Annotated in this window: 17 protein-coding genes and 2 pseudogenes; 4 read left to right on the forward strand and 15 right to left on the reverse strand. The window is 67.5% G+C overall.

Going from position 1 to position 25,443, the window contains the following annotated elements; genetic code table 11:
* The 3 genes from BQ7388_RS08295 to BQ7388_RS08310 form a co-directional block, all read right to left on the reverse strand.
* A partial coding sequence (locus tag BQ7388_RS08295; RefSeq protein ID WP_072500499.1) for a ComF family protein occupies nt 1-520 on the reverse strand: 520 nt, incomplete at its 3' end.
* A 344-nt stretch (nt 521-864) separates the two neighbouring features.
* Nucleotides 865-2,469, reverse strand: a complete 1,605-nt coding sequence (gene metG, locus BQ7388_RS08305) for a methionine--tRNA ligase (protein ID WP_072500255.1) — start codon at nt 2,467-2,469, stop codon at nt 865-867.
* 238 nt (nt 2,470-2,707) lie between these two features.
* Nucleotides 2,708-4,366 carry a helicase HerA-like domain-containing protein gene (locus BQ7388_RS08310; RefSeq protein ID WP_072500256.1) on the reverse strand — a complete coding sequence of 553 codons (1,659 nt, stop codon included), beginning with the start codon at nt 4,364-4,366 and terminating at the stop codon, nt 2,708-2,710.
* Between the two features lie 418 nt (nt 4,367-4,784).
* Here BQ7388_RS08310 and BQ7388_RS08315 point away from each other — a divergent pair, with 418 nt between their 5' ends.
* The gene (locus BQ7388_RS08315) at nt 4,785-5,912 is read left to right on the forward strand and encodes a 5-methyltetrahydropteroyltriglutamate--homocysteine S-methyltransferase (RefSeq protein WP_072500257.1); all 1,128 of its coding nucleotides are present in this window, start codon (nt 4,785-4,787) and stop codon (nt 5,910-5,912) included.
* Nucleotides 5,913-5,973: 61 nt separating this feature from the next.
* On the opposite strand, the gene rsmI is transcribed toward BQ7388_RS08315, so the two are convergent.
* Together rsmI and BQ7388_RS08325 are read right to left on the reverse strand one after the other, a co-directional pair.
* A complete protein-coding gene (gene rsmI, locus BQ7388_RS08320) occupies nt 5,974-6,972 on the reverse strand; it encodes a 16S rRNA (cytidine(1402)-2'-O)-methyltransferase (protein WP_200781455.1) in 999 nt (332 codons plus the stop codon).
* On the reverse strand, nt 6,972-8,015 hold the full coding sequence (locus BQ7388_RS08325; protein ID WP_009278551.1) for a glycoside hydrolase family 5 protein: 1,044 nt from the start codon (nt 8,013-8,015) through the stop codon (nt 6,972-6,974). Before BQ7388_RS08325 ends, rsmI begins: the two co-directional genes overlap by 1 nt.
* 755 nt (nt 8,016-8,770) lie before the next feature.
* Here BQ7388_RS08325 and BQ7388_RS08330 point away from each other — a divergent pair.
* Together BQ7388_RS08330 and BQ7388_RS08335 are read left to right on the forward strand one after the other, a co-directional pair.
* Nucleotides 8,771-9,508, forward strand: coding sequence for a GH25 family lysozyme (locus tag BQ7388_RS08330; RefSeq protein WP_072500500.1), 738 nt, complete (start codon nt 8,771-8,773; stop codon nt 9,506-9,508).
* 365 nt (nt 9,509-9,873) lie between these two features.
* Nucleotides 9,874-11,760 carry a heavy metal translocating P-type ATPase gene (locus BQ7388_RS08335; RefSeq protein WP_072500259.1) on the forward strand — a complete coding sequence of 629 codons (1,887 nt, stop codon included), beginning with the start codon at nt 9,874-9,876 and terminating at the stop codon, nt 11,758-11,760.
* A gap of 499 nt (nt 11,761-12,259) precedes the next feature.
* On the opposite strand, the pseudogene BQ7388_RS08340 reads toward BQ7388_RS08335, so the two are convergent.
* Nucleotides 12,260-12,598 (reverse strand): annotated as a pseudogene (locus BQ7388_RS08340) (SAM-dependent methyltransferase); the annotation flags it as partial.
* Between the two features lie 558 nt (nt 12,599-13,156).
* On the opposite strand from BQ7388_RS08340, the gene BQ7388_RS13080 reads away from it, so the two are divergent.
* Nucleotides 13,157-13,444, forward strand: a complete 288-nt coding sequence (locus tag BQ7388_RS13080; RefSeq protein ID WP_234946941.1) for a P-type ATPase actuator domain-containing protein — start codon at nt 13,157-13,159, stop codon at nt 13,442-13,444.
* On the opposite strand, the pseudogene groL reads toward BQ7388_RS13080, so the two are convergent.
* The 9 genes and pseudogenes from groL to BQ7388_RS08390 form a co-directional block, all read right to left on the reverse strand.
* Nucleotides 13,374-14,612 (reverse strand): annotated as a pseudogene (groL, locus tag BQ7388_RS08350) (chaperonin GroEL); the annotation flags it as partial. The gene BQ7388_RS13080 and the pseudogene groL sit on opposite strands and share 71 nt — an antisense overlap.
* Before the next feature lie 61 nt (nt 14,613-14,673).
* On the reverse strand, nt 14,674-14,964 hold the full coding sequence (locus BQ7388_RS08355; protein ID WP_009278109.1) for a co-chaperone GroES: 291 nt from the start codon (nt 14,962-14,964) through the stop codon (nt 14,674-14,676).
* Between the two features lie 242 nt (nt 14,965-15,206).
* Nucleotides 15,207-17,132 (reverse strand): NAD(+) synthase, encoded by a 1,926-nt coding sequence (locus BQ7388_RS08360; protein WP_072500261.1) that lies wholly within the window; start codon nt 17,130-17,132, stop codon nt 15,207-15,209.
* Between the two features lie 86 nt (nt 17,133-17,218).
* The gene (locus tag BQ7388_RS08365; protein WP_072500262.1) at nt 17,219-18,844 is read right to left on the reverse strand and encodes an amidohydrolase; all 1,626 of its coding nucleotides are present in this window, start codon (nt 18,842-18,844) and stop codon (nt 17,219-17,221) included.
* Between the two features lie 144 nt (nt 18,845-18,988).
* Nucleotides 18,989-20,434, reverse strand: coding sequence for a M20/M25/M40 family metallo-hydrolase (locus BQ7388_RS08370; RefSeq protein ID WP_072500263.1), 1,446 nt, complete (start codon nt 20,432-20,434; stop codon nt 18,989-18,991).
* A gap of 3 nt (nt 20,435-20,437) precedes the next feature.
* Nucleotides 20,438-21,214, reverse strand: coding sequence for an amino acid ABC transporter ATP-binding protein (locus BQ7388_RS08375; protein WP_327196113.1), 777 nt, complete (start codon nt 21,212-21,214; stop codon nt 20,438-20,440).
* A 39-nt stretch (nt 21,215-21,253) separates the two neighbouring features.
* Nucleotides 21,254-22,576 (reverse strand): amino acid ABC transporter permease, encoded by a 1,323-nt coding sequence (locus BQ7388_RS08380; protein ID WP_072500264.1) that lies wholly within the window; start codon nt 22,574-22,576, stop codon nt 21,254-21,256.
* 135 nt (nt 22,577-22,711) lie between these two features.
* Nucleotides 22,712-23,662, reverse strand: coding sequence for a transporter substrate-binding domain-containing protein (locus BQ7388_RS08385; RefSeq protein WP_083558333.1), 951 nt, complete (start codon nt 23,660-23,662; stop codon nt 22,712-22,714).
* A 649-nt stretch (nt 23,663-24,311) separates the two neighbouring features.
* A complete protein-coding gene (locus BQ7388_RS08390; protein ID WP_072500265.1) occupies nt 24,312-25,340 on the reverse strand; it encodes a PDDEXK family nuclease in 1,029 nt (342 codons plus the stop codon).
* Between the last annotated feature and the right edge of the window lie 103 nt (nt 25,341-25,443).

The following is a 25,443-nucleotide window of genomic DNA, read 5'->3' on the forward strand; positions in this document are numbered from 1 at the left end:
GCGACACCAGCTCCATGTGGTCGAAGCCGCGCCGGAGGTAGGCCTGCGGCGTGGCGGGGACGAAGCAGACGGCGTCCAGGTCAGCGCGGTCGAAGCGGGGACGTCCGTCCTCCGCGGGCCAGGACGCGGCCTCGTCGAGCGAGCAGAGCATGAGCGCCGCGAGCACGGGGGCAAGCCGCAGCTCGTGGGCGTCCTTGAGGCCCGTGACGAGGCGAGAGGCGACGCCGCCAAAGGGCAGCGAGCTCACGCAGGCGCGGGTCTCCCACGCCTCGTCGCACTCGGTGCAGGTCATGAAGCCATGGGGCGCCCCGCAGTTGGGGCAGGCCCAGGCCTGATCGACCCAGGGAAGGGACGCCCGGCAGTCGGGACAGAGGAGCTCTCCGCCCAGGTCGCAGCCCAGGCAGCGGGTGGGCCAGAGGAGCTCCTGGGCGCCCTCCGCAAGGACGTGCGCGGCATAGGAGAGGAGCGGGCCATCGGCCCTGACGGTCGGGATGACGTGCGGGAGGCGGTCGATGCGCATGGCAAGCCTTACGCCGGGGCGCACGAGGGGTCGTTGGCTTGTGGGGCGATGGTAGCACGCCTGGGATGGGACGCGGGTGCGGAGGGTGCCGCCCTCCGTCAGGCGCGGTACCGCGCGGATGGCACGAGGAGCCCGAAGGCGTTGCGGAGCATCGCTTCGTAGCTGCGGGCGCGCGGGGCGACGCCGGCCTCCTCGCGCACNCACGACCCGGCCGCCTGGCTCGAACAGGAACCGCTGTCGCACGGCACGACCGCCCGGCCCGCGTCGGGCGCGCCTCCGTCCGGCAAGGCGCCACCGGAAAGGCCGACGCCCCTCTCGCCTGGCTCGATGCCCACGTCGCCCCCCTACTTCTTCGCGGCGAGGCGCGGGAAGAGGGCGTCGCCCTTGGTTACCTCGACGCCACCGACGAGCCCTCCCCAGGCGCAGGCGGCCGCGAGGTCGTCGCAGGAGGCCTCGTCTCCCAGCGCCATGCGACGCAGGACCTCGGCCGAGGTCTGGGGCATGAAGGGCGCCAGCAGGTGGGCGCAGATTCGGATGGACTCGAGAAGGTTGGTGATGATGTCGGCGAGCTCCTGGGCGCGGGCGGGGTCCTTCGCAACCGTCCAGGGGGCGGAATCCTCGACGTAGTGGTTGGCGGCGTGGACGAGCTCCATCACGACGTCCTTGGCCCCCACGTAGTCCAGGCGGTCCATGCGCTCGGAGTAGCGCCCCTCGATGCCCAGGGCGATGTCGCGCAGGGGGTTCTGGCGCTCGGCCCAGCCGTCAGCGAGCTCCGGCGTCCTGCCGTCGAAGTACTTGGCACTCATGTTGAGTGCGCGGCTCACCAGGTTGCCCCAGCTGTTGGCCAGGTCGGCGTTGTAGACCTGCTCCATGCGGCTGAAGCTGATGGCGCCGTCCTCGCCGGGGTTCACGTCGGTCATGAAGTAGTAGCGGTAGCCCTCCACGCCCAGCATGTCGATGACGTCCTGGGGCGCGATGGCGTTACCGCGGCTCTTGGACATCTTCTCTCCCTTGCCGGTCTCCTCGTTGCGCACCATGAGGAAGCCGTGGGCGAAGACGTGCTCGGGCAGGGCCTCGCCGATGGCCATGAGCATGGCGGGCCAGATGACGCAGTGGAAGCGGATGATGTCCTTGCCCACCACGTGGAACTGGGCGGGCCAGCGACGCGCCAGCTCGGCGGCCGCCTCGTCACCACCCTGGCCGTAGCCCACGGCGGTCATGTAGTTGAGGAGGGCGTCGAACCACACGTAGGTGACGTGCCTCTCGTCGAAGGGCAGGCGGATGCCCCAGTCGAAGCTCGTGCGGCTCACGGAGAGGTCCTGGAGCCCGCCCTCGACGAAGGTCCTCACCTCGCGCATGCGGAAGTCGGGCTCGACGAAGTCGGGATGCTCGTCGTACAGCCTGAGCAGGCGGTCCTGGAAGGCACTGAGCTTGAAGAACCAGGACTCCTCCTGGACGCGCTGCAGGGGACGGCCGCAGTCGGGGCAGAGGTGCTGGCCCTCGGTGTGGTTGGCCTCGTCGGACTTGCTCACCTGGGTCTCGGTGAAGTAGGTCTCCTCCGGCACGCAGTACCAGCCGTCGTAGGAGCCCTTGTAGATGTAGCCAGACTCGCGCATGCGCTCCCACAGGTACTGCACGGCCTTGACCTGGCGCGGCTCGGTGGTGCGGATGAAGTCGTCGTTGGAGATCTCGAGGGTCTTCCACAGTCCCTCGAAGAGGGGGGCCTGGGAGTCGCACCACTCCTGGGGGCTCACGCCGTGCTCGGACGCCGCCTCCTCGACCTTCTGACCGTGCTCGTCCATGCCCGTGAGGAACTTCACGTCATAGCCCTTTGAGCGGCGATAGCGCGCCTGGACGTCGCAGAGGACAGTGGAGTATGCGGTGCCCAGGTGGGGAGCGGCGTTGACGTAGTAGATGGGCGTGGTGATGAAGAAGGACGGCTTGTCCATGCGATCTCTCCTGACGACGGTCCTGATGGCGGACGCCCATCTCGGTGGCGAATGCCAAAATGAGCAACTAGGCATTGTACATCAGGCGAGAGGGGCGCCCTTCGCGGCCGGGCGCGACGACCGGGTCGAGGCCCGGTGGCGGCCGGGACTAGGCGGCAGCAGCGGGACAACCGCGACAGCTGCCCCCCGACGGACAGGCGCGCGGCATACGGGCGCGACGGCCTCGCGGCCCACCTCCCTAGCGGCGCTTCAGCGAGTTGAAGAGACCGCGGGTGAGCTGACGCGTCGCCTCGCGGCCGAAGGTGCCCAGGATGGAGTTGGCGAAGCGACCCACCTGCTTGGCCATCTGCTCCTGCTTCCTCTGGGCCTCCCGCTCGGCGCGCGCCTGCTCCGCCACCTCGCGCTTTGCGGCGGCCTCCGCCTCGCGCTCGAGCTGCCTCTGCTGACGTTCCTGCTCCCTCTGTGCGGCCTGGGCGGCCTTCTCCTCCGCCTTCTGGCGCTCCCTCTCCGCCTTCTGCGCCTCCTTCTGTCGCTGGGCCTCGAACTCGGCCTTCTCCTTCTCGAAGGCGGCGCGCTCCGCGGCGAGCTTGGCATTGGCCTCTGCCTCCGCGTTCTGGCCCTCGATGGTCTCGTAGGCGCTCAGGCGGTCCACCGCGGTGCCGTACTTGTCCATCAGGTCGCCCTGACCGGCAAGGACGGACTGCATCACGTCGGCGTCCGCCGCGGCCATGCGGCACTGGGGGAAGAGCACCTTGGCGCGCTGCACCACGCTGGGCTTTCCCTCCTCGTCAAGGAGCGAGACCAGCGCCTCGCCGGTCCCCAGGTCCTGCAGGGCCTGGGCGGAGTCGAAGGCGGGGTTGGCGCGGAAGGAGTCCGCGGCGGCGCGCACGGCCTTCTGCTCCGCGGGGGTGTAGGCGCGCAGGCCGTGCTGGATGCGGTTGGAAAGCTGGGCCAGGACCTCGTCGGGAATGTCCGACGGGGACTGGGTGATGAAGTACACGCCCACGCCCTTGGAGCGGATGAGCTTCACGACCTGCACGATCTTGTCGCGCAGCCCCTTGGGCATGCCATCGAAGAGCAGGTGCGCCTCGTCGAAGAAGAAGACGAAGCGGGGCTTGTCGGGGTCGCCCACCTCGGGCAGCCCCTCGAAGAGGGACGAGAGCATCCACAGCAGGAACATGGCATAGACCTGCGGGCTCTGGATGAGGCGGGAGGCATTGAGCAGGTTGACGTAGCCACGGCCGTCGGGCGCGCAGGCAAACCAGTCATCGAGCTCCAGGCTGGGCTCGCCGAAGAAGACGTCGCCTCCCTGGTCCTCGACGGCGATGAGCGAGCGCTGTATGGCGCCCACCGACTGGGCGGACACGTTGCCGTACGTCGCCTGGTATTCCTTGGCGTGCTCCAGGACATAGGCGAGCATCGCGCGCAGGTCCTTGAGGTCGATGAGGAGGAGTCCCTGGTCGTCGGCCACGCGGAAGACGATGTTGAGCACGCCCTCCTGCACGTCCGAGAGGCCCAGGAGGCGGCTGAGCAGGGTGGGGCCCATGTCAGAGACGGTGATGCGCACGGGGACGCCGTCGCCGCCGAGCATGTCCCAGACGCGCATGGGGCAGCCTTGGAAGGAGAACTCGTCCTCCTTGATGCCGAAGAAGTCCATGCGCTGGCGCAGGTTGTCAGAGATGGCACCGCCCTGGGCCATGCCCGTGACGTCACCCTTCACGTCTGCCATGAACACGGGGACGCCCGCGTTGGAGAAGCCCTCGGCCAGGACCTTGAGGGTCACCGTCTTGCCCGTGCCCGACGCGCCGGCGATGAGCCCGTGGCGGTTGGCCTGGTTGAGGAGCAGGCAGCAGGGCACGTCCCCCTGGGCGACCCAGATCTTGTCGTTCACGAGCATGGGCATCCTCCGATTGGTGCGGGCTGGTCATGGGCCAATTGTACGACGGGGGTGGGACGCGGGTCCGGCCGGGTTCGCTGGCGTAGCTGTGGCGGGTGGGATGGATGAGGCGTCTGGGCAGCCGCGACTCTCGCAAAAAACCTTGTTCGTGCGAGAAGAGCCCATCCCCAACTGGACAAACGTCGGCAATGCTCACATCTTTGCAGGGATGTGCGAACGGCACGGCTGGGGGCACGGAACGGCCGCACCTCTCGCCTGGCAGACCAGCCGTCGCACCGAGTCGTTATTGCTCCAATCGATAACCAGGTGTCCCAAAAGCGACGTGCCACCATGTCTCTTGAGCTGCCACAATGTGCAGTCGAGAAGAACCGTGCGCCTGCACGGCAGGCCCGGGCGCAAAGACGAGGAGGCACGAGCGATGGCAATTCCGTATGACAAGAGGACCCCACACCGCTTCGACGTGGTGGGCAGCTTCCTGAGGCCGGCGGAGCTCCGCCAGGCACGTGCTGCCTTCGAGGAGGGCCACCTGGGGCAAGATGAGCTCACCCACATCGAGGACGCGGCGATCCGCGAGCTGGTGGCCAAGGAGCAGGCGGCGGGCCTCGGCACCATCACCGACGGGGAGTTCAGGCGCCTGACCTGGCACCTCGACTTCATGTGGGGCTTTGCGGGCATCGGCCACAGCAAGACCAAGGACGGCCTGCCCTTCCATGGCGAGGCAGCCAAGATCGACGACACCTACCTCACCGGCAGCCTCGCCTACAAGGGGCACCACCCCTTCGTGGACCACTTCCGCTTCGTGCAGGACCTGGAGGACGCCAACACGGTGTCCAAGCTCACCATCCCCGCACCCGCCCAGTTCCTGGAGCAGCTGGCCATGCCCTTCGCGCTCCAGAACACCCGCCGCTACTACGCCGACGACCAGCGCCTCGAGGACGACCTCGTGGCCTGCTACCAGGCCTTCATCCAGGACGTATACGACGCCGGCTGCCGCAACCTCCAGTTCGACGACTGCTCGTGGGGCCTGTTGGTCGACCCCCACGCGGAGCAGTTCTTCGGCACCGACGCGGCGGGAATCGAGCGCACCAAGGAGTGCTTCCTGCAGGTCAACAACCGCGTGCTGGACGCCCGCCCCGAGGGCCTCACCATCAACACCCATGTCTGCCGCGGCAACTTCCACTCCACCTGGGCCTGCGAGGGTGGTTACGACAACGTGGCGGGCACGCTCTTCGCCCGCGAGCACGTGGACAACTTCTTCCTGGAGTTCGACGACGACCGCTCAGGAGGCTTCGAGCCCCTGGCGCAGGTCGCAGATGGCAAGAAGGTCGTCCTGGGCCTCGTCACCACGAAGTCGGCGCAGCTCGAGGACTGCGGGCAGGTCGTGGCGCGCATCCACGAGGCGGAGCGCTACCTCCCGCTCGAAAGGCTCTGCCTGTCCCCGCAGTGCGGATTCGCCTCGTGCGAGATTGGCAACAAGCTGAGCGAGGAGCAGCAGTGGGCCAAGGTCGCCCTGGTGAGGAGCATCGCCGAGGAGGTCTGGGGCTAGGCGAGACCAACGACAGGGTCGCGCGGCACTTCGTCGACGCGGGCGAGAGAGGCGGGCTCCGCTATTGTTCGGCCGTCTTCAGCACCAGGTCGTAGACCTCGGAGCGGGGGCGGCCGAACTCCTTGGCGAGCCGCTTGGCAAGGCCGCTCTTGGGCTCGTCGGCCGCAAGCGCCGCCGCGATGGCGTCCTCCAGCGTCGCCGGCCCGGAGCCCGCCGCGTGAGCGCGCTCGAGGAGCTCGTCCTCGCTGGGGGCGCCTATGACCACCACGCATTCCCCCCTCAGGCCCTCGCGGTCGCCAACCTCCTCCGCGACCTGGGCAGTTGGCCCGCGCACGACCTCCTCGTGCAGCTTGGTGAGCTCGCGCACCAGCGCCACCTGCCGCGTCGGAAGGACCCGGGCCACCACGGCGAGCGTGGATGCAACGCGATGCGGCGACTCATACACCACGAGCGCGCCCGGCACCTGTGCCAAGGCCTCGAGACGCGCCGCCATGGCCCCCTCCCGCCGAGGCAGGAAGCCCTCGAAGAAGAAGTGCTCCATGGGAAGTCCCGAGGCCACCAGGGCACAGGTCACGGCAGAGGGACCGGGGATGACCTCGACGCGCAACCCACGGTCGAGCGCCGCGTCCACCAGCTGCTGGCCGGGGTCCGACACGCCGGGCATGCCCGCGTCGGACACGAAGGCCACGCGTTCGCCTCCCTCGACGCGCGTGAGGATGCCCTCGACGCGCTGGGCGAGGACGTTCTGGTCGGCCCTCTGCAGGGGGACGCGTATGCCAAAGTGGGCCAGGAGCTTGCTGGTCACGCGGGTGTCCTCGCAGAGCAGGAGGTCAGCCTCGGCCAGGGTGCGCACGACGCGCGGCGAGGCGTCCTCGAGGTTGCCGATGGGCGTTCCCACGACGGAGAGAAGCCCCTCTCCCCCGCCCTCGCAGCCTGTCGTGCCCGCACTCGTGCCCGCACCTGCCCCCACGCCGGGACGCGCCCCCTTGGGCGATCGGTCAGTTGCCCGGTCGTTTGGTTGGCCACCCGGCTGGCGGGACGGCCGCAAATCGAAATCCATCACACGAGCATCCTTCGCTCGAAGGTTGCCAGGGACACGCGGGCGTCCCAGCCCGAGAGGCGACCCTCCGTCTTCCAGGTCTGGAAGAACCAGGCGGGGCAGCCCTTGAACGCCGCGATCTGCTCGGACACGAAGACGCGCTCCAGGGCGATCCGGCCTTCGGGCGTGGTGGCGGAGTCCGAGAAGGGCAGCGACCCCGACCACTTGCCCACCATGACGGGAAGCCCGCTCCTGCCCGCGAGCTCCAGCGCCTTCTGCGAGCTCAGGGCGAGCTTGCGGATGCCGGAGGGCCCGGCACTCTCCACCTTGTCGAAGTAGTGGTAGAGGTGGCAGTCGAGCCAGACGTTGTGGTAACGGCGCGGGGCCATGAAGCGACTCCAGGCGCCGTGACGACCCGCGTCCGGCACGATCACGGCGACGTCGTCGCCCGCGTTCTGACGCACGGCCTCGTATGCCTCGCGGTAGTAGTTGCGCAGGGTGTGCAGGGGGACGCCGTCCGTGAGGCTGAGGCCATGGCGCTGCTGCGCCACCGGGTCGTCCGCCACCTCGATGCCGGCGAAGGCGACGCGCAGGGCGTAGCGACGGGAGAGCGCGGCTACGACGCGCAGCATGTCGTCCTTGTAGCGCGAGAAGTCGCCCCGGTTGCGCAGCATGTCCGCCTCGGCGCTGGGCACGCCGGGAGAGATGGCCAGCGCGAGGACAATCTTGAGGTCAATCTCCTCCGCCCACTCGAAGGCCTTGTCCACGTAGTCGACGCACGAGACGAAGGGCCCCGGCTCGGGGCCGGCGTGCCCGAAGGCGTACCAGGGCACGGGCAGGCGCACGGCGTTGAAGCCGCGTGCGGCGATCTGGACGAAGTCGGCCTGCGACATGAAGCCCTCGCGGTGACGGAGCACCAGCTCCCGGTAGCGCTCGCGGCCGAGGGACGAGACGAGCCGCTCCTCCTCGAAGACACCAGAGTCGGCGAAGAGGGACGGCGTGACCCAGGGCTCGAGGACGAGCCAGCCGGTGAGGTTCACACCGTGTAGGGCACGCTCTGCCATGGGACGCTCCGATTCGCAGGTAAAGGGGGCAAAATCACTTGCTGGTCACTTGCTGGTTCGAGTATAGCCCGAGGATGGGACACATTTGCCAGCGTCGTAACCACCCACTTCTCGCCTGGCGCGCGAGAGGGGCGACGTGGGTCGTTGCGGGCGCCCCTCTCGCCCGGCGACCACCCACTTTGGACGTCCCGCAGCGTCGTAACCACTCACTTCTCGCCTGCCGCGCGCGAGGCGAGAAGTGGGCGTACCAGTTCTGCGGCGCAAGCAGCCCAGCACGCCCGCCCCGCGGCGCAGCTTCGCCTGCGCGTCACATGGCGTGGTCGGACGAGAGATAACAGCTCTTCTCCACTCCCCGTCTTCGATTACATGGGATACTCTCCACATACGAAGCGGTGGCGGTGGCATATGCCGGCCGACCCAAGAAACCACGCCAACCAGGGGGGAGGGCGCATGACGCGGCACGGATGCACGCGTGGGTTCGTCCCGCGTCCAGGCTCCACGGGCGGGCAGGTGGCCCGATGAGCCCCCGCAAGCCCACCAGGCGCGATGGTGGCAGGTCCGGCTCCCGCCCGTCCAACTCCAAGCAACCCGCCAGGCGCGGCGCGAGCGNCATGACCGCCTCGGCCATCGTCGTGGTGGCCGCCGCGCTCGTGGCGTCGATCGCCTACTACGTGACGCACCCCACAAATTCGGCAAGCCCCACCGAGAGCTACGCCGAGCCCAAGGTCGAGGTCGTGAACCACGCGCCAAACGCCATGGACACTTCCGTGGGAGACGCCTCGCTCGCGCGCGACAACAGCGTCTTCGACTGGTCAAGGCTCGACAGCTCCGACCCCAACCACTACGCCTACAAGTTGGACGGGACCACGGTGTCCAAGCTGGGCGTAGACGTATCCGAACACCAAGAGGAGATCGATTGGGAGAAGGTCCGGGCAGACGGGGTCTCGTTTGCCTACCTGCGCCTGGGCTATCGCGGGACCGTGGCGGGCAACATCGTGGTGGACTCTCTCTTCCGCAAGAACCTGCGCAACGCAAAGGCCGCCGGGCTCAAGGTGGGAGCCTACTTCTACTCCCAGGCAACGACCGCCGCAGAGGCCGAGGAGGAGGCCGACTTCGTCCTCAAGCGGCTGGACGGCAACGAGCTGGACTATCCCGTGGCGTTTGACCTGGAGCCGTCCGACGTCATGGCCGGGCGCTCCTCTCAGATGAGCGCCCAGGAGCTTGCCCAGGTTGCGCTGGCGTTCTGCAAGCGCATCGAACAGGGCGGATACACGGCAATCGTCTATGGCAACCAGGTCGACCTAGGCTATTACGACCTGGAGGAGCTCGCGTCCTACGGCTACTGGTACGCGGAGTATGGCTCCACGCCCAGCATGAGGCTGCGCTTCGCGCTGTGGCAGTACAGCAACGCGGGCACCATCGACGGCATCGACGGGCCGGTGGACGTCGACTTGGACCTCACGTCACTGCTGCACGACGGGGCGGTGGGATAGGACCGGGCCGGCGCGCAACGGGCGGCCGCGGCGGGTCGAGGACGAGCGCCTCTCTCGCCTGGCACACGCACCGTCACGCATACGTCCGCTCACGCGCGTGCTCGCACTCGCCGCGCACGCTCCCGGTCGCCGCGCACGCCGTTGTGCGCGTGACATTCATCGCGCACGCCGTTGCGCACAACGACGAGGCTCGCCAACTGGGCAAACGTCGAACGCCCTGTGCGTTATGGCGTGCAAGGCGAGAGGGACGTGCGTTCATGCATGCATCCGACGCAATTCACCCTTGACTCCCCTATCCAAGCTCCCTACAATCCAACTCAAGTTATGAGTGATTGCTCATATACGCATCATCTAGGGAGCGCACCATGGAAGAGAAGGAAAACAGGGTCAAGCTCGCACGCATCCTGACGTCTGCGGGGCTCCTCGTGGCAGCGGCGATAGCCAGCCGCCTCGCGAGCCTCGGCCTCTGGCAGCAGCTGCTCCTATACCTGCCTGCCTACCTCGTGGCGGGCTACGACGTGGTGCTCGAGGCGCTGGAGTGCGTCGCGCACGGCGAGCCCTTCGACGAGGACCTGCTCATGACCATCGCCACCGTGGGCGCCCTCCTCATCGGCTTCCTCCCCAACGGAGAGCCCGAGTTCGCCGAAGCAGTCTTCGTGATGCTCTTCTTCCAGGTAGGCGAGCTCTTCGAAGACCTGGCCGAGGACCGTGCACGAGACTCCATCAGCGAGCTCATGGACATCCGACCCGACGTGGCAAACCTCGAGCGCGACGGCGAGCTCGTCTCGCTCGACCCCACGGAGGTGCACGTGGGCGACGTGGTGCTGGTTCGCCCGGGCGAGAAGGTCCCCCTGGACGGCATCGTCCTGGACGGTCGCTCGAGCCTCAACACCGTGGCCCTGACCGGCGAGAGCCTGCCCCGCGACGTGGCGCCCGGCGACGACGTGGCCAGCGGCGTGGTCAACGTGAGCGGCGCCCTGCGCGTGCGCGTGAGCAAGGAGTTCGACGAGTCCACCGCCTCGCGGATCCTGGACCTGGTGCAGAACGCAAGCGAGGGCAAGTCACGGAGCGAGAGCTTCATCAGCCGCTTCGCCCGCGTGTACACCCCCATCGTGGTCTTTGCCGCCATCGCGCTGGCCATCGTCCCACCCCTACTGTCGGGCGACTTCGCGACGAGCCTCTCGGTCTGGCTGCTGCGCGCGCTCACCTTCCTGGTGGTCTCGTGCCCCTGCGCGCTGGTGATCAGCATCCCGCTGACCTTCTTCGGCGGCATCGGCGGGGCGGGCCGGCGCGGCATCCTGATCAAGGGCTCCAACTACATGGAGGCGCTGGCCAAGGCCCAGACCGTGGCGTTTGACAAGACAGGCACCCTGACCCAGGGCAGCTTCGAGGTGGAGGCCGTGCACCCCGACGCCATCGACGCCAACAGCCTGCTGCACCTCGCGGCCCACGTGGAGCGCTACTCCATGCATCCCGTCGCCGTGACGCTGCGCAACGCCTACCCCAACGAGCATGATGACTGCGACGTGAGCGACGTGGAGGAGGTTCCCGGCCAGGGCGTGCGTGCCATGGTGAACGGCAGGCAGGTCGTGGCGGGCAGCTCTCGCCTCATGGAGAGCGTCGGCGCCCAGTGGAGGCCCTGCGACCATAAGGGCGCCATCATCCACGTGGCCGTGGACGGCGTCTATGTGGGTCACATCGTGGTGGCCGACCAGGTCAAGGCAGGTGCGAGGGAGTCGTTGGCCCGTATGAGGGCCGAGGGGGTCCAGCGCCTGGTGATGCTCACGGGGGATGGTGACGAGGTGGCCGAGCAGGTCGGCGGCTCGCTGGGCATCGACGACGTGAGGGCAAACCTCCTGCCAGGCGACAAGGTGGCCGCCGTCGAAGGGCTCATCGCGAGCAAGCCCGAGGGCACGACCGTGGCCTTCGTGGGCGACGGCATCAACGACGCACCGGTCCTGGCGCGCGCGGACGTGGGCATCGCCATGGGAGCCATGGGTTCCGACGCTGCCATCGAGGCTGCGGACGTGGTGCTCATGGACGACGGCCTGGACAAGATAGCCGAGGCCATTCGCATCGCCCGGAAGACCCTGGCGATCGCGCGGCAAAACATCGCCTTCGCCATCGGCGTGAAGCTGGCGATCCTGGTGCTGGCAGCGCTGGGGCTGGCCCCCATGTGGCTCGCGGTGTTTGGTGATGTGGGCGTCATGGTGCTGGCGGTACTCAACGCGAGTCGGACGCTTCGGATCTGAGGGGCGATGACGCACTCGCGCGTGAGTCCAACAGAAGGGGCCAACTGACAGGAACCGCAGGTGAACCGGATGGGTTGCCTGCGGTTTTCTCACTTATGCCGCGGCAGCCGCCCTCGCTTGTCTACCTTTGTCTGTCCCCGCTACCGTTCTCTATGCCGATTCCTGATTCCGACATCGGTGACGACCATTCTCTATGCCATCTCCTGACCCTAGTCGCATTCTCTATGCATTTCCCTGAAGCCGTCCGACAAAAGCCCAGGTAGATTTCCGTCGGGTTCAGGAATCGGCATAGAGAAGAGGATGGAATCAGAGAGATGCATAGAGAACAAACGAACGGGGGGAGAAAGGGACGGGAGAACGCAAGGGGACGGGGGCACGGGGGGGACGGGGAGACGCAGGGGGATGACTCCGGAAAGGCGAGAGATGCCAGCGGAGAGAAGCCTCCCTACCGGCGCCTGTCGCGCCGTCCGCGCAAGCCCACGACCAGCGCGACCACGCCCACGACGCAGATGGCAGCGCTCANAAGGACCCGGGCCACCACGGCGAGCGTGGATGCAACGCGATGCGGCGACTCATACACCACGAGCGCGCCCGGCACCTGTGCCAAGGCCTCGAGACGCGCCGCCATGGCCCCCTCCCGCCGAGGCAGGAAGCCCTCGAAGAAGAAGTGCTCCATGGGAAGTCCCGAGGCCACCAGGGCACAGGTCACGGCAGAGGGACCGGGGATGACCTCGACGCGCAACCCACGGTCGAGCGCCGCGTCCACCAGCTGCTGGCCGGGGTCCGACACGCCGGGCATGCCCGCGTCGGACACGAAGGCCACGCGTTCGCCTCCCTCGNCAACGACGAGGCTCGCCAACTGGGCAAACGTCGAACGCCCTGTGCGTTATGGCGTGCAAGGCGAGAGGGACGTGCGTTCATGCATGCATCCGACGCAATTCACCCTTGACTCCCCTATCCAAGCTCCCTACAATCCAACTCAAGTTATGAGTGATTGCTCATATACGCATCATCTAGGGAGCGCACCATGGAAGAGAAGGAAAACAGGGTCAAGCTCGCACGCATCCTGACGTCTGCGGGGCTCCTCGTGGCAGCGGCGATAGCCAGCCGCCTCGCGAGCCTCGGCCTCTGGCAGCAGCTGCTCCTATACCTGCCTGCCTACCTCGTGGCGGGCTACGACGTGGTGCTCGAGGCGCTGGAGTGCGTCGCGCACGGCGAGCCCTTCGACGAGGACCTGCTCATGACCATCGCCACCGTGGGCGCCCTCCTCATCGGCTTCCTCCCCAACGGAGAGCCCGAGTTCGCCGAAGCAGTCTTCGTGATGCTCTTCTTCCAGGTAGGCGAGCTCTTCGAAGACCTGGCCGAGGACCGTGCACGAGACTCCATCAGCGAGCTCATGGACATCCGACCCGACGTGGCAAACCTCGAGCGCGACGGCGAGCTCGTCTCGCTCGACCCCACGGAGGTGCACGTGGGCGACGTGGTGCTGGTTCGCCCGGGCGAGAAGGTCCCCCTGGACGGCATCGTCCTGGACGGTCGCTCGAGCCTCAACACCGTGGCCCTGACCGGCGAGAGCCTGCCCCGCGACGTGGCGCCCGGCGACGACGTGGCCAGCCGCCGGCGACGATGCCCTCCTCGACGGCCGCGCGGGTGGCCTGCAGCGCGTCCTCGATGCGGTGCTTGATCTCCTTCAGCTCGACCTCGGTGGCCGCGCCGACCTTGATGACGGCGACGCCGCCGGCCAGCTTGGCCTTGCGCTCCTGGAGCTTCTCCTTGTCGAAGTCGGAGTCGGTGTGCTCGATCTCGGAGTTGATCTGGCCGATGCGCTCCTGGATGGCCTCCTTGGAGCCCGCGCCGTCGACGATCGTGGTGTTGTCTTTGGTGATCTTGACGGACTTGGCGCGGCCCAGCATCTCGGCGGTGATGTCAGAGAGCTCGACGCCGAGCTCCTTCATGGCAACCTGGCCGCCGGTGACGATGGCGATGTCCTCGAGCATGCGCTTGCGACGGTCACCGTAGCCGGGAGCCTTCACGGCGGCGACGTTGAGGGTGCCGCGGAGCTTGTTGAGGATCAGGGTGGCCAGGGCCTCGCCGTCCACGTCCTCGGCGATGATCAGCAGCGGGGAGCCGCTCTTCTGAATCGCCTCGAGCACGGGCAGGATGTCCTGGATGTTGCTGACCTTCTGGTCGGTCATCAGGACATAGGGGTTCTGGAGCTCCGCCGTCATGGTGTCGTTCTCGGTGGCGAAGTAGGGCGAGATGTAGCCCTTGTCGAACTGCATGCCCTCGACGGTGTCGATGTCGATGCCGAAGGTCTGGGACTCGTCGACGGTTATGACGCCGTCCTTGCCCACGACGTCCATGGCGTCAGAGATCTTGTTGCCGATCTGGGGGTCGCCGGCCGAGATGGTGCCGACGGCGGCGATCTGTTCCTTGGTCGAGACGTCCTGCGAGGCGACCTTCATCTGGTCGACGGCGGCGGCGACGGCCTTGTCGATGCCGCGGCGAATCGCGATGGGGTTGGCGCCGGCGGCGACGTTGCGCAGGCCCTCGTTGACGATGACCTGGGCGAGCAGGGTCGCGGTGGTGGTGCCATCACCCACGGTGTCGTTGGTCTTGGTGGCGACCTCCTTCACTAGCTGGGCACCCATGTTCTCGACGGGGTCCTTGAGCTCGATCTCCTTGGCGACGGAGACGCCGTCGTTGGTGATCGTGGGAGCGCCGTAGGAGCGCTGAAGGGCGACGTAGCGGCCCTTGGGCCCGAGGGTGGTGGTGACGGCGTCAGCCAGCGTGTTCACGCCCTTGGCGAGCTTGGCGCGCGCGTCGGTGCCAAAAGAGATGTCCTTGGCCATTCTGTGTACCTCCAAAGTCTCGCTCGCGGGAGGCGAGCGTCCTGTGCCTGCCTGCTAAGAGCTACTCGCTGATGATGGCGTAGATGTCGTCGGCACGGAGGAGCAGGTAGTCCTCGCCGTCGAGCTTGACGTCGTTGCCGCCGAACTTGCCATAGAAGACCTGGTCGCCCACCTGGACGTCGACGGCGATGCGCTCACCCTTGTCGTTGAGCTTGCCGGCGCCGACGGCGATGACCTCGCCGCGCTGGGGCTTCTCCTGCGCGCCGGAAGAGATGTAGAGACCGGTCGAGGTCTTCTCCTCCTTGGGGGCGGGCTTGACGAGGACGCGGTCGCCCAAAGGCTTAAGAGTCATGGTGAGTTCCTCCTTCTTGGGGGCATCGCAGATGCCCGATTCGCAGGCAGGGCCACCGCTGACCCTGTCGCTCAGCCAACGCTGTGAATAATACCCAGAACCGATTCCTTATACAACGAGAGAGAAAAAATCTTACAGACGGCACTTAGATTTTCTGCAACGGCAGAAGTCAGGGGAGAGGAGCCGCCAACGAGGGTCGTGGCTCCTCTCCCCTGAGGGAATCTGTCGGGCCGTTGGCGCAGCTACAGGCCCCCGAGCTCGCTCAGCCAGAGGGCGGAGCTGGCATCGCTGGGCATGCGCAGGTCGCCACGGGAGCTCACCGCCACCGAGCCCACCTTAGGGCCGTCCGGCAGGCAGCTGCGCTTGAACTGCTGAGAGAAGAAGCGCCGGTAGAAGGTCTTGAGCCAACGCAGGATGGTCTGGTCGTCGTAGTCCTTGCCCAGGGCGTAGCGGGCGAGCCGGAACACCTTGCGAGGGCCGAAGCCACGCCTGAGCGCCTGGTAGAGGAAGAAGTCGTGCAGCTCGTAAGGACCCACCAGGTCCTCCGTGCGCTGCGCGATGCTGCCGTCCTCCTCGGCGGGAAGGAGCTCGGGCGAGACGGGCGTGTCCAGCACGTCCAGGAGCACGCGCCGCAACGGCTGGGACCCAGTCGTGTCTGCGACGTGCCTCACGAGGTGACGCACCAGCGTCTTGGGCACGCCTGCGTTGACGCCGTACATGGACATATGGTCGGCGTTGTAGGTGCACCAGCCCAGGGCGAGCTCCGAGAGGTCGCCCGTGCCCACGACGATGCCGCCCACCTGGTTGGCGATGTCCATGATGATCTGGGTGCGCTCGCGGGCCTGGGCGTTCTCGTAGGTGACGTCACGCAGGGCCTCGTCGTGTCCGATGTCGGCGAAGTGCTGGCGGACAGCAGGCACGATGCCCACCTCGCGCAGGGTCGCCCCCAGCGCCCTCGACAGCTCGAGCGAGTTGTCGTGCGTGCGGTCGGTGGTTCCGAAGCCGGGCATGGTCACGGCGACGATGCCAGATCGGTCGAGGCCCAGGAGGTCGAAGGCACGCGCCATCACGAGCAGCGCAAGCGTCGAGTCGAGGCCACCAGACACGCCGATCACCGCGGACTTGGCGTGGATGTGCCCGAGGCGGCGGGCCAGGCCATGCGACTGGATGGCCAGCACGTCCTCGCAGCGCTGCGCGCGCGTCTGGGGCTCGTCGGGCACGAAGGGGTGCGGGTCGACCCAACGCGTGAGGGGCGTCTCGGCGGCCTCGAGCGAGAAGCTCGAGCGAACGTAGCCCGCAGCCTCGGGCGAGGCGGCCGTGGCAAAGGTCGAGAGGCGACGACGCTCGCCCACGAGGAACTCGAGGTCGATCTCAGACGTGGCCTGCCGCTCGCCGAAGGGCCTGCCCTCCGCAAGGAGGGAGCCGTTCTCGGCCACCATGTCGTGGGCGGAGAAGACCACGTCCTGCGTGGACTCGCCCCAGCCGGCGCTGCAGTAGACGTAGGCACAGGCCAGGCGCGCGCTCTGCCCCACCACGAGGGAGCGGCGGTAGTCCGCCTTGCCCACCACGGCGTTGGAGGCGGAGAGGTTGCAGATGACCGTGGCCCCTGCCATGGCGTGCGCGATGGAGGGCGGGCTGGCTACCCAGAGGTCCTCGCAGACCTCAGCCGCGACCACGAGGTCGGGCAGGCTTTCGCAGCAGAAGAGCTGGCGCGCACCAAAGGGGACGCCAGACTGGCCGGCGAAGTCCACGAGCGTGACGTCGAGGGGACCTGCGACGAAGTGGCGGCCCTCGTAGAACTCGTTGTAGGTGGGGATGCTGAGCTTGGGCACGATGCCCAGGACATGGCCGTGCGCGACGGCGACTGCGCAGTTGTAGAGCTTGCCGGCGACGCTCACGGGGCAGCCCACGAAGACGAGGGCGTCCAGCGAGGCGGTCTCTTGGGCGAAGGAGGCGACGGCCCTCTCGGCCGCCTTGACGAGGGACTGCTGCCAGAAGAGGTCCTCGCAGGTGTAGCCCGTGACGCAGAGCTCGGGCAGGACCACCAGGCGCGCGCCCGAGCGCACGACATCGGTCGTCTCGGCCACGCAGGCGCTCAGGTTGAAGTCGACGTCGGCCACGCGGACCTGGGGCGTGCGCGCCGCGACCTTGACGAATCCGTCTTGCATGGCAACCTCGCTTCTCTTGGCCTACCCCGCAATCCTAGCAGCTCGAAGCCTACGGAGCCGGGCGAGAGGGGCGGGCCGCCTCGGCGCTACGCCTCCCAGACCGCACGCCCACCCAGGTAGGTGGCCATGGGGCGCGCCCGCTGGAACCCCTCGGCAGGGACCTCGAGGAGGTCCGCATCCCAGACGACGAAGTCGGCGAGCATGCCAGGCGCGATGGCCCCCAGCTCACGCCCGCGGCCCACCGCCGCCGCAGACCCCGCCGAGTAGGCACGAAGCGCCGCCGCGCGGCCCACCGCGTGCTGCAAGTACCAGCCGCCTGTGGGAAGGTGGGTGTCCGGCGCGCTGCGCTCGAAGGCGCACCAGAGCACGTCAAGGCTGTTGGGGGGCACCACGGGGGCGTCGGTGCCAAAGGCCATCGTCACGCCCTGGCGGGCGAACTCGTCGAAGGGCCACATGCGCTCGGCGCGCCACTCCCCCAGGTCTCGAGCGGGCTGGTCGACGTCGATCGTCACGTGCGGTGGCTGCACGGAGGCGACCACGCCGGCGCGGGCGAGGCGGGCGACGTCTTCGGGATGGATGTCCTCGATGTGCTCCAGTGTGTTGGCGCCCTGGCTCGGCGTGCCGAAGAGGCGCCTCGCCTCCTCGAAGATGCCCACGGCGGCGTGGACGGCCTCGTCGCCGATGGTATGGATGCGCACGGCATGCCCACGCCCGGCTGCGGCCAGCACCAGCTCGCGCATGCGTTCGGGCGCCACGGTGGGCCGCCCCACGTCGCCGGCAAAGCGGGGGTTGGCGTACTCGTCGCTCGCCCAGGCAGTGTGCTGGCTGCTCACCCCGTCGAAGAACTGCTTGAAGCCGGGAGCGCGGAGCAGCGGACCTCGCCAGCGGGACTGCAGGCCCTCGAGAATCGACTGGTCGTCTCCCAGCGTGGGGAAGAGGTGCGCGCGCAGGCTGAGCTCGTCCGCCTGCAGCAGTGCCTCATAGACCTGCGGGTTGATGCCGTCGGCACCCGGCACCAAGGAGAGCGCCATGTCGCAGACGGAGGTGACGCCCATGGCGTTGAGCCTCCGGAAGTAGTCACGGTAGATTCCGCGAAGCTCGCCCATGGAGAAGCTTCCCAGCACGCGCCCCACATAGAGCATGCCCGCCGCTTCGCGGAGAACTCCCGTGAGCCTGCCATCGGCGTCGCGGTCGAAGAAGCCTCCCGCGGGCGGCTCGGTCCCCTCGTCGATGCCCAAGGCGCGAAGGCCCGCCGAGTTGACCCAGAGGGTATGGGCGTCGCCGGAGTACATGGCCACCGGGCGGTCGGGGAAGGCGGCGTCGAGCGACGCCTTGGTGGGGGGCACGGGCGAATCCCAGAAGGTCTCGCGCCAGCCGTGGCCCAAGAGCCAGCCGTCAGCCGGCCTCGTCCTGGCGAATTCGACCATGTGAGAGACGCAGTCGGCCTCGCTCGTGCCCCGATACTCCGTGGCGAGCGCAGAGGGGAAGAGCGCCGCGTGCAGAACGTGCTGGTGGGCGTCGTGGAAGCCGGGGCAGACGAAGGCGTCGCCCAAGTCGAGGACGCGCGCGCCCGGACCGACAAGCTCGTCGGCCTGGTCGTAGTGGGCGACCTTCGTGATGCGGCCGTCCTCGACAGCGAACGAGAGAGGGTCGGCCTCATCCCCCAGCCCGTCGAAGACCCTTCGCGATGCGACGACCAGATCGGCTGCCATGGTCCTCTCCCCCAACCTCCCACGGGCCCGGGTCTGGGACTTGGCCACGGCCGCGGACGCACGATTTACTCGCTCATTCTATAGTCCAGTGCGGGACATCATGGCCCGGCAAGGGACGTCGGGGCCCTCGCCGGGGTGTCCCGATCAGAGCAGCGCCTCGCGGATGAGCCCGATGAGGAAGCGCACGCCCTGCAGGTAGGCGCGTCGCGTGATGCGCTCGTCGGTGCCGTGAACGCCGCGCTCGACCTCCTCGTCATCCGCCACGAAGGGGGAGAATCGCAGGCACGAGTCACAAACGCAGTCGTACATCTGGGCGTCCGACGCGCCAACGACGATGGCGGGAATCAGCTTGAGCGGCTCTTCCGACTCAGGCTCCCTGAAATAGCGGGCGGCGACGCGCTCGAGGAATCTGAAGCCCGGACCGTCCGAACGCGACACCTGCGACGGGCTGTTGCTCACCTCGGCGAGCAGCTCGACCTCCACAGGCAGGTCTGCCAGGAGCTCCCTCACCCGCGCCACGACCGCCGCGCAGGTCACCCCGGGAAGCATGCGGAAGTTGACGACGGCGCTCATGTCCTGCGGGAGCACGTTTGCCTGCTTGGACCCGCCCTCGATCATGGTGGGCGCCACCGTGGTGGTGACGAGGGGGAAGAGCTCGCGCGAGCCGAGGAACAGCCGGGCGATGGCATCGGCGTTGCGGTCGATCGCGTCCCGCGTGCCCTCCCCCTCACCTGACCTCACCAGAGAGGCGAGCGGCTCCTGGCTCACCCAGGGTGCCACGGCCTCGAGCGTCCTGCGGCTCAGCTCCGTCAGCTCGACGGGCCAAGGGTCCCTGGCCACGCGGGCGATCGCCTCGCCAAGCGTGGCCAGGGAGCTGCCCCCGAAGGGGTTCGATGAGTGGCCGCCGTGGCTCCTCACCGTAAGGCGCAGGTCGGCGTAGCCCTTCTCGGCGAGGCTGACCCTCATGCCGTGGTGGCCTGGGGCCCCGTAGAGCCCGGTGTCCACGATGCGGTAGTCGCCCTCGTCCACCAGCCATGCCAGGCGAATCCCACGCCCGGCGAGCAGCGCGCCCATGCGCCGGGCTCCAGACTGCAGGGTCTCCTCGTCCTGCCCGAGGGCGACGAGGAGCGTGCGGCGAAGCGCCCAACCATGCGAGAGCGCGTACTCGATCGCCTCAAAGTACCCCACGACCTGGTCGGTCATGTCCAGCGCGCCGCGTCCCCACACGTACTCCCCGTCCACGTGCCCCGAGAACGCGCCATGCGTCCAGTCGCCTTCCGTGCCGGGGACCACGGGAACCACGTCGACGTGACCCATGAACAGGGCCGGGTCGAGCGAGGGGTCGCTTCCCGGAAGCGTGAGCAGGAGGGAGTGGTCAACGCGCTCGGCTGTCGCCGCGGCGAAGGTCAGGGGAAAGGAGGCGTGCAGATGGCCCTCGAGACGGTCGAACGCCGCCCAGTCGGTCAGCTCCCGGGACGGGCCGTCCACCGTGGGTATGGCGAGCGCGTCACCGAGCCTGCGGCAGGCGGCGTCGCCGTCGAGGTCGAGGTAGTCGCCCTCGTGCGCGAAGTAGCGCCAGACCTCGGCCACGCCCTACTCCCCCGCCTTCGGCCCGTCGAGGTAGCGCGCGAGGAACTCGCGCGTGCGCGGCAGCTCTGGGGAGGAGAACATCTTCCCGGGGTCCCCGGACTCGGCGATGACGCCCTGGTCCATGAACACGACCTTGTCCGAGACGTTCTTGGCGAACTCCATCTCGTGGGTCACGACGACCATGGTCATCCCCTGGGCGGCCAGGTCGCGCATGACGGAGAGCACCTCTCCCACGATCTCGGGGTCGAGGGCAGAGGTGGGCTCATCGAACAGCATGAGGTCGGGCTTCATGCAGAGGGCGCGGGCAATGGCAACACGCTGCTTCTGCCCGCCCGAGAGGGACGTGACGGCGGCATGCGCGAAGCCCGCGAGCCCAACGGACTCGAGGTTGCGCATCGCCTCGGCCTCGGCCTCCTCCCTGCTCATCTTGCCGAGCGTGACGGGAGCGAGGGTGCAGTTCTGGAGCACGTCCATGTTGTTGAAGAGGTTGAAGCCCTGAAAGACCATGCCAATCTTCTCGCGCAGGCAATTCACGTCCACGTGCCGGGAGGCAAGGTCCTCTCCGTGGAACCAGACGTGGCCCGCGTCGGGCGTCTCGAGGAGGTTGATGCAGCGCAGCAGGGTTGACTTGCCGGAACCGGAGGCCCCGATGATGGTCACGACCTCGCCGAGCATGACCTGGAAGTCGATGTCCCTCAGCACGACGTTGCTGCCAAACGACTTGCGCAGCCCCTCGACGCGGATGATTGGGTCCATGGGGCCCTCCTCCCTCTTTGCCATCACCGGAGTCACGACCTCTTGCTCGCGGAAGTCCATGTCCTACCTGCCTCCCATGTCGTTCTTCTCGGCGGGGTGCCTCGGGGAGAGCCTGACGCGACTGGGGTCTGCCATGCCGCCGGCGGTGCCGTGCGTCGAGGTCATGTCCGACGTGGAGAGCACCGGCCCGGGGCTCTGCACCTCGAGGTGCCGCGCGAACATCGAGAGCAGCTTGGAGGCGACCATGGTGAGGACGAGGTAGCAGACCGCGGCGATGGCGTACACCTCGAGCTGGCGATAGTAGATGCCAGCCACCGTGGTCGTCGCGAACATCAGGTCGAAGACGCCGATGACCGAGAGGACGGAGGAGTCCTTGATGTTGACGACGAGCTCGTTGGACAGGGCGGGGATCGCGTTCTTTATGCCCTGGGGGAAGACGACCTTAGTCATCGCCTGCCACTGCGAGAGGCCCAGCGAGCGTGCGGCCTCGGCCTGGCCCACGTCGACCGCCTCGATGCCGCCGCGCAGGACCTCCATCATGTAAGCGGTGGAGTTGAGCGAGATGGTCGTGAGGCCGGCGACGAAGGTGCTCCAGATCGCGCCGATCTGGGACGTGCTCATGCCGGTCCCGCGCAGGATGGCGAAGCCAGCGAAGTAGATCAGTAGGGACTGGACCATCATCGGGGTCCCGCGCACCATGGCGGAGTAGGCCTTGGCGAAGGTGGTGCCCACGACCTTGAGGAAGCGGACGAGGTCGTTGTCGGGGCGGTCAACCGTCTGTATGCGCAGGAAGACCAGGAGTATGGCGAGGAAGAAGGCGATGACCGTGCCGAAGGTGGCGAGCCCAATGGTGGTGGCGATGCCCTTCGCGAAGACGTCGCGGCCCTCGTAGAGCATGTAGATGGCTCCGCCCAGAAAGTCCGTCGGGTTCGAATCAGACGAGATGGCTGCCGACACCGCCGAGCATAGCCCCATCACGGCGCGGTCGACGAAGAGCACGGCAAAGATGGCCACGACTGCATACGAGAGGTACCTCTCCGCTCGCTTGGCGCCGGGACGCACGAACGGGGAGACCCGCATGTAGTCGCGCCACCTGGCGAGCTTGTTGGCGAGCGCGACGAGCGAGAGCGCGACCCACGCCACCAGGACGTAGTACAGGACGACTTCCACCGCGTAGGCGCCCCTGAGGAAGCTCCAGGGGGAGCGGGGCTGCATCGAAAGCCAGATGCCCGCAAGCGCGAGGACGCTCGTACCCAGGAATACGTATCGGTGGTCTGATGTCACGAAGCTGGCTAGGCGTCCGTGCGACCTTGGCGCGTCTGGCGCGCCAGCCTCGGCAGGCGATGTTTCGGCGGGTCTGGTAAGGCCCTCCCGGTCTGTGCCCATGAGCACAACCTCCTAGGAATTAATGGGGAGAGGAGCGGCGACGCACCTCGTCGCCCGACATGCGGGAGGCGAGGTGCGCGTTCCGGGTTGGGAACGACTTGGCGTGGTTGGGAACAACCTGGTACGCTGCCCGGACTACGCCGGCTGGCGCTCGACGCAGGCGTCGAAGACGGACTGGCGCTCGTCGGTGGAGACGGTCGCGAGGGCGTCGTTGATCTTGGCGAGGACTGCGTCCTGACCCTTCGCGATGCCGGCGTTGGCAGGAACGGTCTCCGTGAAGCCCTTGCCCTCGGCGAACTGGACGGCGACCAGTCCGGGGTTGGCACGGAGGAAGCCATCGGTGTTCTCGGTGTTGAAGGTGATGGCGTCGCAGGTGCCCTGGTTGAGCTGCGAGATCTGGGAGGGCACGGAGTCGACTGGCGTGAGGTGGTTGACGCCGGGGATGTCGTCGATCACGTCGTCGAGCATGGTGTCCTTCTGGCCCAGGACGGCGGCACCCGAGAAGTCCTCGAGGCTAGTGGCGCTCGCGTACTGCGAGTCGCTCTTCACCAGAAGGCCAAAGCCACCCTCGAAGTAGGGGTCGGAGAAGTCGATGGCCTGGCGACGCTCTTCGGTGGCGCTCATGCCGGCCATGATGATGTCGATCTGGCCGTTGTTGAGGGCGTCGATGAGGCCGGTGAAGCTCATCTTCACGGCGACCGGCTCCATGCCGAGCGCGTCGGCGACCACCTTTGCCATCTGAACGTCGTAGCCGTCAGCGTACGCGCCGCTCACGTTCTGGATGGGAATGGTGTGGTCGCTCGCCTCGGACACCTGCCAGTTGTAGGGGGCGTACGCCGCCTCCATGCCGATGCGCAGGGTCTTGCCGTCGCCAAGGGTGCCGTCGTTCGAGGCAGAGGCAGAGGATGTGGAGCTGTTGTCTGTGGTAGAGCTCTGGGCTGCGGGGCCGCAGGCGGTGAGGACGGTCATTCCGGCGATGCTCAGGGCGCTGATGCCCGAGAGCTTGAGGAAGTCACGACGCGAGACGTGCTGGCGCTTCTCGTCTTGGGTGGCGTTTGTGATGGCTGTGCGAGAGTCGGTGGTCATGGCGGTTCTTCTTTCTTCCTGACTGTCTGTTAAGACCCCTTCCGCGAGCGCAACCGGAGGGGACCCATTCCCCTCCCCCTTGCAACTTAATGCGAGAAAGTTACGTCGCTAGGCATAAGCTACGCCCCTCGGACGCGCGTGACGCAAACTTCGTGGGATATGAAACATCCAGGTAACGCGCGTGATTCTCACCTGCCACAGAGCGACGGCGCGCGGCACTGGCGCGGCTGCATGTGGCGAGGCGCCTCTGTCGCAGCGGCGCTACGGAGCTGGCGGCGCGGTGCGGCCCCCTCCAGCACAGCAGCGGCCCCAGGCTTCGCAACCCCCGGCGCGGCAGCGGTCCCAGGCTTCGCAGCTCCTGACGCGGAAGCTCCTCAGCGCGGCAACGGCAGCTCCTCCGAGTTGTATGCGGATTACGCATACAACTCAAAATCGGCCCAATACTTCTACCTGCGGAAACGTATTCTCCTGAAAATTTATATCAAATAGTGAAGAGAAAAACCGCACACAAATTTGGAAACTAGCTTTCAGGGTGACGCGGGGATGCCACAACGAGAGTTTGCAGCGGGCACGGGAGTCTCGCGACGGGCACGGGAGTCTCGCGGCAGACGTCCGGGCGACGATGCAGCAACTCCAGAGCCCAGACCCCCTAGTACACGAGCCGACTAGGAGAGCGAAGGAAGTCAAAGAGGCGCCTGCGGGCAAAGACGAGCGTCTCGTCCTCACATGCCAGGTCCTCTCCCAGATGCCCCGCAAGCCGACGCATCTGTCGGGCAAAGCTCTCGTAGCTGCCAAAGTGCAGGTTGGTGAAGGTGAGCACCGTGTAGCCAGCCGCGGAGAGGCCATCCGACCGGTCCCTGTCCAGACTCGGCTTCAGGCCCCCGCCATGCCACTGGTCGCTGTCGTATTCCACGACCACCCGCGCGTCCGGGAAGAGAAGGTCCGGGTACCGCCGGGCCCCACCCACCAACGCCGCAAGCTCGCCCCCGAAGCTCAGCTCCCTGTTCATCTCGAAGCGTCCCAGCCCGTAGCCCCCGTCGCGTACGGGCAGGCAGAACGCCATGGCCAGGTCCGTCTCGCGCGGGGAGGCGCTGCCCTCGTGCACCATCCCCAGGTCCTCGAGAGCCCTCGCCGCGCAGCGGCGGCAGGTCGAGCGCTCCAGGTAGCCCCTCAGCCGGTCGAGCGACGTAGCCGGCGTCAGACCACTCGCGAAACCGTTGGGAGAGGCAGGGTCCAGCGCGTAGCTCCCCACGAGCTCGTGCGCCAGCGCGATTCGGCGCAGCCCAGAGAGCTCGGGCGCGAGCAAAAGGTAGGTAAGCTCTGGGCTGGGCAGGTAGATGCCGTCGGCGACCATCCTGAGCGAGCCCGGAGGGAGCGCGCCGGCAAGGAGGTGGTGTCTGACGTTCCTCAGGCCGCTTATCGCCGCGCGGCCGCCCACGAGCAGGTCAAGACGGACGTCCCCGGACGTCGGGTCGACGAGCGCTACCTCCAGGTCGGCGCAACCCACGCGCGAGGAGACGGCAGGGGGAGAGAGGCTGATTCCGCAATCGACGAGCTGCCGCTTGCGGCAGACGCAGCCATCGAGACGGCCCAGGCGAGCGACGGGAGGCGTGACACCGCGTATCCGCAGCCGCCTCCAGAGGCGCAGCGCCGTCCAGTGTCCAAGAAACAGTTTCATAGTAGATAATCACCTCTCCCCATAACCCCTCCATTGGGAGACATGATATTGGCCGGCATCTCGCAATTCTCATCTTCACGGGAATTCGACTGCAGGCAGCTGC

The organism is Olsenella phocaeensis (genome assembly GCF_900120385.1).
Classification (GTDB): domain Bacteria; phylum Actinomycetota; class Coriobacteriia; order Coriobacteriales; family Atopobiaceae; genus Olsenella_I; species Olsenella_I phocaeensis.